This window comes from Gemmatimonadaceae bacterium, assembly GCA_035633115.1.
Classification (GTDB): Bacteria; Gemmatimonadota; Gemmatimonadetes; order Gemmatimonadales; family Gemmatimonadaceae; genus UBA4720.
On sequence record DASQFN010000032.1, the window covers coordinates 1 to 2,191 of the forward strand.

A 2,191-nucleotide genomic window follows, 5' to 3' on the forward strand; every position below is an offset into this window, starting at 1 on the left:
CTGGCTCCTTCGGATGGTCTCGCGGATACAAGGCCTGGCTCGCCGCGGGTATCGGCACCAGCGTCAAGGCAGCCATGCACGCCGCCATCGCCATCATGCGGCCGAAAAACCGATTCCACACCTGACACCTCTCTTTTGAGAACTCGTCCAAACGCGATCTAGACCCAGTACAAGCGCGTTTGCGGCTCGGTGAGTAAACGAAACGCTCGAAATGTCCGTACCTCATAGCAGAGTTTCACGGCGACCAAACCAGAACTCTGAGACGCGGAGGACATTTCGAGTGCATACAAGTAGACACAAGAAACTGGCGCGGCGCAAACGACGAATTGAGCGGCGACTGCGACCTCGGACCTGGAAGGCGCAAGCGATGCCGATGTATCGAGCCCGCAACATTGAGTACGAGCACAGTGATCGGGTGCGGGGGCTGGCGACTGGCGGGATCGGCGCGATGCATCAATTGGCCCAGCACACGGGGTTGGTGGACGCGATCGATCAGCACGTGGAGTTATTGAAAGCGCCGCTGCCGTATCACGAATCGGATCACGTGCTCGGCATTGCGTACAACGTGCTGTGCGGTGGCAGCTGCTTGCAGGATATCGAGCTCCGTCGACAGGATGAGGTGTATCTGGATGCGCTGGGGGCGCAGCGCGTCCCGGACCCGACGACTGCGGGGGATTTCTGCCGGCGGTTTGACGAAGGCGCGATCGAAGCCTTGCAGACGGCGATCAACGAAACGCGGGTGCGGGTCTGGCGGACGCAACCGGCCGCGTTTTTTGAGGAGGCGTTCATCGACGCGGACGGCACACTGGCCGAGACCACCGGCCAATGCAAGGAGGGCATGGATATCGCCTACAACGGGGTCTGGGGGTATCACCCGTTGGTGGTGTCGCTCGCGAACACGCAGGAGCCGTTGTATCTGGTCAACCGGAGCGGCAATCGGCCCTCGTCGGAGGGCGCGGCAGAACGGTACGATCAGGCGCGGGCGCTGTGTCGCGAGGCGGGGTTCCAGCGCGTCACGTTTCGCGGCGATACGGATTTCAGCCAAACGGGCCACCTGGATCGCTGGGATGGCGAGGGCGTCCGCTTTGTGTTCGGCTACGATGCGCGGGCCAACGTGATCGCGGCCGCGGAGGCGCTGCCGGCGCCCGCGTGGCAGCGGTTGGTGCGGCGGCCGCCCTACGAGGTGCAGACCGAACCGCGCGCACGCCGCCCCAACGTCAAGGAGGCGACCATCGTCGCGCGCGAGTTCCAGAACCTGCGGCTGGAGGCGGAGGCCGTCGCCGAGTTTCCCTACCGCCCGACCGCGTGCGCGACGACCTTTCGCATGGTGGTCGTCCGGAAAAACATCTCGGTGCTGCAAGGCGAGCACCGGTTGTTCGACCAGATCCGTTACTTCTTCTATCTCACCAACGATCGCTCGACCGCGCTCCCGGATCTGGTCTTCCTGGCGAATGACCGCTGCAATCAAGAGAACCTGATCGATCAACTCAAGCACGGGGTGGGGGCGACGCGGATGCCGGTGGACACGCTGCTCAGCAACTGGGCGTACATGGTGATGGCGGCGCTCGCGTGGACGCTGAAGGCCTGGTTCGCGCTGCGGTTGCCGGAGACGGGGCGCTGGGCCGGACGGTACGCCGCCGAGAAGGCGGCCGTGTTGCGCATGGAATTCAAAGCGTTTCTACAGGGGTTCATGCTGATGCCCGTCCAAGTCGTGCGCACGAGTCGCCGCCTCGTCTTTCGTTTGCTCGCCTGGAATCCGTGGCAGGCCGTCTTTCTCCGCGGGTTCGATCAGTTGCGCGCGCCGCTGCGATGCTGAAGGGCGGCTCTGAAACCGGGATAGAGAGGCCCGGATGCACCCAACGCGTTATCACGCGTCGTGGAGGATCAGTCGACAGATACAATCGAGCCGGAACCGCAAGCGGACATCGTGCCGACGGGCGAGGTCCGCGCGCGATTTCTCCGCGATTCACGTCATCGACCGAGCCGCAAACGCGCTTGTTTTGGGCCTAGGCGGCAAATCCCGAGAATGGGAGCGTCCAACCTTTCGCAGTACCCCGTACCGCTACCACCCTTCCCGACTCTCGACGCGCTCGCGATCGCTAGCCGCCGAGGCCCTCGAGCAGCAGCTCGAGTTCGGCGATCGCCTCGAGATCGCGCGCTTCACGTGGATCAACCACTCAAGATTCAGGCA

Annotated in this window: 1 protein-coding gene; it reads left to right on the forward strand. The window is 63.7% G+C overall.

The genetic code is table 11. From position 1 onward, the window contains the following. Positions 1–280: 280 nt before the first annotated feature. Positions 281–1,816, forward strand: coding sequence for an IS1380 family transposase (locus VES88_03430; GenBank protein ID HYN80528.1), 1,536 nt, complete (start codon positions 281–283; stop codon positions 1,814–1,816). Positions 1,817–2,191 lie beyond the last annotated feature (375 nt).